Source organism: Paenibacillus sediminis (assembly GCF_017873765.1).
GTDB lineage: Bacteria > Bacillota > Bacilli > Paenibacillales > Paenibacillaceae > Paenibacillus_AG > Paenibacillus_AG sediminis.
On sequence record NZ_JAGGKP010000011.1, the window covers coordinates 59,991 to 66,180 of the forward strand.

General features: G+C 48.2%; 8 protein-coding genes. All 8 read left to right on the forward strand.

The window, feature by feature from the left end:
• Positions 1-53 precede the first annotated feature (53 nt).
• The 8 genes from J2Z20_RS15315 (at position 54) to J2Z20_RS15350 (ending at position 5,906) form a co-directional block, all read left to right on the forward strand.
• Complete coding sequence (locus tag J2Z20_RS15315; protein WP_209852240.1) at positions 54-680, forward strand: hypothetical protein; 627 nt, start codon at positions 54-56, stop codon at positions 678-680.
• Positions 681-797: 117 nt separating this feature from the next.
• Entirely contained in the window at positions 798-977 is a 180-nt protein-coding gene (locus J2Z20_RS15320) for a hypothetical protein (protein WP_209852244.1), read from the forward strand.
• Between the two features lie 549 nt (positions 978-1,526).
• Positions 1,527-2,321, forward strand: coding sequence for a ParM/StbA family protein (locus J2Z20_RS15325; RefSeq protein ID WP_209852247.1), 795 nt, complete (start codon positions 1,527-1,529; stop codon positions 2,319-2,321).
• A complete protein-coding gene (locus J2Z20_RS15330; RefSeq protein WP_209852250.1) occupies positions 2,318-2,539 on the forward strand; it encodes a hypothetical protein in 222 nt (73 codons plus the stop codon). The genes J2Z20_RS15325 and J2Z20_RS15330 overlap by 4 nt, the downstream gene beginning before the upstream one ends.
• A gap of 120 nt (positions 2,540-2,659) precedes the next feature.
• Positions 2,660-3,004: a TrbC/VirB2 family protein gene (locus tag J2Z20_RS15335; protein ID WP_245252442.1), complete on the forward strand. Its 345-nt coding sequence runs from the start codon at positions 2,660-2,662 to the stop codon at positions 3,002-3,004.
• Positions 3,005-3,017: 13 nt separating this feature from the next.
• Positions 3,018-3,293 (forward strand): hypothetical protein, encoded by a 276-nt coding sequence (locus J2Z20_RS15340; protein WP_209852253.1) that lies wholly within the window; start codon positions 3,018-3,020, stop codon positions 3,291-3,293.
• Positions 3,294-3,309: 16 nt separating this feature from the next.
• On the forward strand, positions 3,310-3,450 hold the full coding sequence (locus tag J2Z20_RS15345; RefSeq protein ID WP_209852256.1) for a hypothetical protein: 141 nt from the start codon (positions 3,310-3,312) through the stop codon (positions 3,448-3,450).
• Positions 3,451-3,455: 5 nt separating this feature from the next.
• A complete protein-coding gene (locus J2Z20_RS15350) occupies positions 3,456-5,906 on the forward strand; it encodes a hypothetical protein (RefSeq protein WP_209852260.1) in 2,451 nt (816 codons plus the stop codon).
• The last annotated feature ends 284 nt before the right edge of the window (positions 5,907-6,190 follow it).

Below are 6,190 nucleotides of genomic sequence, written 5' to 3' on the forward strand. Positions count from 1 at the left end.
ACATAATGATGTAAACTATTTATAAATATATTTCTAATTAAGGGGGATTTTGTATGGATTCAGAGGAGATTGTATTAACAGAAAATGACGGGTCAACCGCGGTACAACCAAAACAACGCGTTAACGCACTTACGATTACAACAGCTGTTCTATCAATATTTGCTTTGTGTATCTCAGTTGCCGCTCTTGTAATCATCCTTACGTTACATAGCGAAATATCAGACCTAAAGAGTCAAAATACAGAATTAAGCGCAGTAAATAATCAACTTCAAAAAGATCAAACCGCATTAAACGATCAGCAAGAGAAATATAGATCATATTTATTACTTTCTTCCATACAGCATGATATTGAGGATGGTGTAGTAACTGATGATTTTGTCGCTAAAAAAGTATCGTTTGGATTCGGAAAAGAAGGTAATGATCTGACGCATGTTGTAATTGACCTCAGTAATCAACCTGATATGACGGTGGCCTACAGCGGTAAAGGTATATATTCTATCGCGGACAGAGAGCTAAGAGCTAAATGCAATAGCATAATAAAAGCAGTAAAAGATTATTACGTAAGTGAAGGGTCCGGTGCGCCAGTTTGGGACGATGATACAAAAGTATCTTTAACAGTTCAAAATTACGAAATTGGAAAAAGTGAAGCCGGAGACTTTAAATTAGTAGGTGAAAAATAAAAGTTGAGAACCCCGCGTGGCTAATACGTCGGCGGGGCTTTTCTTTTTATATATGTTTACATGAAAATTTTGGTATACTCTAGTCAATAATGACTATTAAAAAGGATGGTGTTATTAATGAATCAAGAACCGAAAAAAGAGGAAGATGAGGATTTAAGTTATTGGGAAATGTTTACATCAAATAAAAACGTTGCTTCGGTAGTAGTCGGAATCGTTGCAAGCATCTTAATTTTATTCGTACTATACGCGTTAGTGAACGGAATCGCGTTTAACGTCGAGATTACTCCGCAACAATAGAACGCGCAAGAATCGGAAGACCCTGCTGGCTTATTGCTCGCAAGGTCTTTTTATTTAATCGTAGACATGCATTATGTACAAGCCCGTACGCATACGCTAGGGTAAAGCGGTCGCCTACGCGATCCGCGCTTTGGGAGCGACGGTGAGAAACTGCGCTCCTTTTCTCGTTTACATTGGCCAAAAGTCGTTTTGACTGACGTTATCACCCGTTAATTTCCTCGCCGCATCTATTAACCTCCTCATCGTTGTCCCACTCGGATAATACCCCGGATTACTACATACTCGCGTAAGTGTGTCGCGGCTTACCTTCGATATTTCACGTATCCTCTCTTGTTCTATCCCGTTCCTATCCAGATAACTCCCGAATTTACTTCGCTTTTTCACGCGTCCTCACTCCTTTTATACGAGTTTGGACGAGTCTAGCAAAATTTATACGTATCTTTCGGCATTTTTGCGGAAAGTTACGCAAGCCCTCGCGCATAACATCAAACATACGTAAAACGTGACGCATTATACGTTTTACCTACGTTATACGGGAGGTGATGCGAAGTGGGCGTTAGCCACATTGGATTAGACGTAGGACGAAACGGAGTCAAATCGTTTGATGGCGTCAGCACGCGGTTTATTCCGTCGGTTGTAGGCGAGTGGCGTGATCGGAGACTTCAATCGCGCAGCAACGACGATATCGAAGTGCTATTCCGCGGTGAGCGCAGTTTCGTCGGCAACTTGGCGCTAAATGAATCGGAGTTTTGGCGTTATATGATGACGGACGATAAAGCGCACGCAGATACACGGTTACTCGCGCTAGTAGCAATACATCGCGCAGGATTAACGGACGACGTAGTGGTAACAACGGGCTTACCGGTTGAACTCCATACGCCAGAGGCAAAAGCGGCTATGCGTAATCTTTTACTCGGGCGGTGGGAAATCGAAGTTAATGGCGATCCGCGCGTCATCCGCATACATGACGTTAAAGTTGCGGTAGAAGGCGGAGGGGCATTCTGGTCCGCGCCAGCCGACGGATTAATACGGGTTATCGACGCAGGAAGTAAAACGGTCAATTACGTAACGATGCGTAATAAGCGCTATGTCGACCGTGATTCCGGCACATTACCATTCGGTTTCAATACGAATAAGACGGATAATCCGCGTCAAATGACCGCGCGCATCGCGGGAGAACTCGGCAAGAAATGGAGCGCGAGTGATGACGTGCGAATATGCGGAGGGCGTGCGGAAGAATTAGCGAAATTACTCCGCGATTACTTCGTTAATGCGCGCGCGATGGCAAATCCGCTATATGCGAATGCGATCGGATTCTATCGCGTAGGGAGTGGGACGACGTGAACAATTTCGTTAGGAAAGCGGTAAGTTTTAACGTAGATAACGCTCATCAACGTGAACTTTACGAATGGGTTACGTTACAGAGCGTCGGTAATTTTAGCGGATATGTGAAAACGGTTCTTTACGCAGCAATGACGGCGAAAATAAGCGGTGCGCCGATGGCTACGCATGTGATTGCGTCAGGTGACGACGATTCAGACGCGATGAACGATATTTTATAAAAGATACGTAAGCGCGCCGATAGCTCCGCCGATAATTAGTCCGATAACAAAAGACATTAAAATCAACTCCTTGTGCATTAGTTAAACTTATTATGTCCGACTTAGAGAGGAATGATTCATATGAAAACAGTCACGCTTGAGTGGGGCGCATTTATGGACGGTTCAATCGTTACGCGAGAAAACGCGAAGCATCTCGTTACCAAAACGGCGTCCGCAGTCCATCTCGCGTTAATCCCGAAAACTGCGCTAGCATCCGCAGTAGCCGGTAGCCAAACGTGGTCGACCGTATTCAGCACGGTGCTCGGCATTGCCGACTGGCTCTGCGTTGGAATTATCGTTTACGCCGGTATAACGTGGATGTTCGGTAATCGTACGAAGGCGATCGAGTTCTTGATGGGCGGTGGCATCGGCTATATCATCGTTCGCCATGCGGTTGATATTCGGAATTGGCTGCGAACTTTATAAAGGGGTGAGCGCGATGATATTACGGATTAATGGCGCCGCGGTAACAGAGCCGGAGTTATGGAAAGGACCGTTAACGCGCGTAATAGAGAACGGAGCGTCGAATTTATTTTTTGGAAAATTGGCGGATTTATTCGCGAGTCTTAACGCATTCTCTCCGGAAATTATTACGCTTGGCGTCGTCACATGCGCGATTGGAATGATGGTAGGGCCGCTCGTTGGTAACGGAAAATGGCTCGGACGTTTGTTTATCACGTTTTGGTTCGGAATTATATGGCGCGTATTAACATAGAGGGGCGGGTTGTTATATGGAATCGCGGAGGAACCGGATTGAGAAAAAGCGATTGAAACGCCAAGAACGCAATAAGAAACGGTTTAAAACAGCTAAGAAAGTAGTCGCCAAAACAGATAAATTAGCTTCAAAAATACTAAGCGGACTAAAGTGGTGAGTTAAATGATCGTACGTGAACGCACGGAACACGCAGTCTTCCGCATCATTCCGCACCAGTCCGTCCTTAACTCGTCATCGCGCAATTTTCAGCGCGCCCTCTACGAACTGTTCTCCGCACGCACGAAGCCGCGGCGCGAGGGATACCGCATCATCACGCAGCCAGCGCCGGACTTTTGGTGGATTACGCAAATGACCGCGGACTCGATTACGTTTTACTGCGCAATGCCTGCGGAGTTTGCGGACGCGTTTCGTATCAAATTTAATAACCACGAGCAATGGCGTAAGTCGACGCTTGAGCTTGCGGACGATTACGAGTTTATCGCGGACAATAATAATACGGAGCTATACGCGTTTAAATATCGCCGTCACGACATGTTCTCGCTTGATTTCCGCTATAACGAACAGAATACGCCGGTGCGCGATTTGCTCGGAGTGACGAACGAATTATCGGATGGCGACGCAATAGCATTATTCATCCGCATGGAAACGATAAGACGCGCTAAGTGGAAGAAACTCGCGGATTACGCGTGGGAAACGTGGGATAAAGGCGGAGTGCCGTACCGTCCTGGCTTTGATCCGTTGCGGTTACTGCGTAATATTGCGAACGGCATAACGTACGTATTTTACGAAGCTAAAACGTTAGTGGAAGACGTACTCACCGGAATTGAGCGCACATTTTATCACGGCGGGTCTGAACGCAAACAATCCGATAAACCGACGCTTCCTAACGCGGACCGTGCGGAAATCCTCGTTAACGGCGACCTCTCTACGCAGACAAAAAACAAGCGCAATCTGCCCGTGTTCAAAACGTCGATACGTTGCGCCGTCACTTCGGCTGACCCCGTTAAGCGCGAAATGCTTGCGCGGTCAGTCGCCGGCGCTTACGGTAACTTAGCGGGAGATAATCGGCTAGAACTCGTAAAGATTAACGTGAGGGCACGCCAAGCTACGGAAGATTTACGAAACTGGAAGATACGTGAAATCGCGCCCAACGTAATGAGCGTCGATGAGGTCGGAAAGTTAACGCAGCTACCAACCGCCGACGTTCAAGCGGAGTTTGCGGACGTCCTCACGGCTAATCGGCGCGTTGAAATCGAGATACCGCGCGTATTCCTTGATGACCGCGGCATATTGGCGGGCGTGGCTTCGGATAGGGGAACGGAACATCCGATTTATATACCGACGAATCAACCGGATAAGTTATACACGGCGCGAGTAGTTAACGGGTCGCCGCGCATGGGTAAGGATCAGCACGTTATCAATCTCGTCGTCGAGGCGAAGCGCAAGCGCGGTATCGGCGCGGTCATTCCGGACTTTATCGACGAACACAACCGCGATAAAGCGGGCAATCAACGCGGCATGGCCGACGCAATTCGCGACCATCTATCGCCGGATGACATTATCGACATCAACTTAGCGGACACAGCCTACGCGCCATATCTCGGACTACAAACGATATTGCATAACGTCGCGGACAAACGGATAGCGGCCGATGTGATCGCGGAATATCTAACGGATTTTCTACTATCGGAAGGTGACGAGGATAAGTTTCAGACGGCGGAATTTACGCGTGACGCGGCGAAGGTGTGTAGCGGGGATTTAACGGATATGAAGGCGATGTTTACTGACGCGGCATTCCGTAAGCGTAAGATAGCGGAGTTAGACGACGTATTCGATATGGACGTGTGGCGCGACTTCGATAGGATGAGCGAGGGGAAGCAGGGGCAAATATACGGTCCGGTCATGCGGCGCATCGGGCAGATTACGAGCAGCGAGTTTTTGAAGCCGATGTTTTGCCAAGCGCATAATCCGGCGATGGATCTATACGGATGGATTGCGGCAGGCAAAGTCGTAATCATACGTTGCAAAATGCCGGACGGTGTTCCGATGCCTGAGCGCATAAAACAGCTTCTCGGTTATTGGATCGTAATGCTCGCGTTTCTAATTAAGCTCGCGCAAGGCGGTTCCGGCGCCGGCACATTTCTCGTACTCAACGAGCCTCACCAGTTTATGTCGCGCGGCCTCGTTCATTTTACGAAACGGATGTTGCGCGAAGGTCCGAAGTATAAATGCGCGCCGATCATCGTATTTCACGACTTTAGCGCATTCCGCGAGTATTCCGGCTTTGTCGATACGTTACTGTCCGCGTCCGTTAACTGGCACATATTCCGCAACACGCACGTTGATACCTACGTGAAATTGATGCCGTATTTATCGCGTACATTTGCCGACGCGCAGATGGCATTCGAGGCGACGCGCCAATACCAGTTTATCGCGTGTTGGTTAGCGCAAGGCGAGTACGAAGCGCCGTTCGTATGTGACGCGCTAGAGCCGGTAGGTAAGCGGTATGAGAGCGCCGATAATTCGAAGCTGACGCGGGAACATGCGCGCAAATATGGGCGGCCGATTGCGGACGTGTTGGCGGAGATAAAAAGGCGTGTACCACAACGATAAAATATGTCCCGCTCGGCTTAATTTTTTGTAATATTTTAACACTGGCGCGCATACCTATATTTTCTTGACTTAACGTTGTCCGCGTGTTATTATAACTTCCGTCGGTAGCGAGGTACGCACGACTAAAATATTGCGCGGTTAAACGGTTGCCTACCGTTAGCCTACCGCATAGCCTAACGGAAACGGTAATGCGCGATGTAACGAATAAAACGCGGAGCAAAATCGCGAAAACCCGCGTCATACTTGCGGTCGTGGCGGAATTGGCAGACGCGCACGGTTCAGGT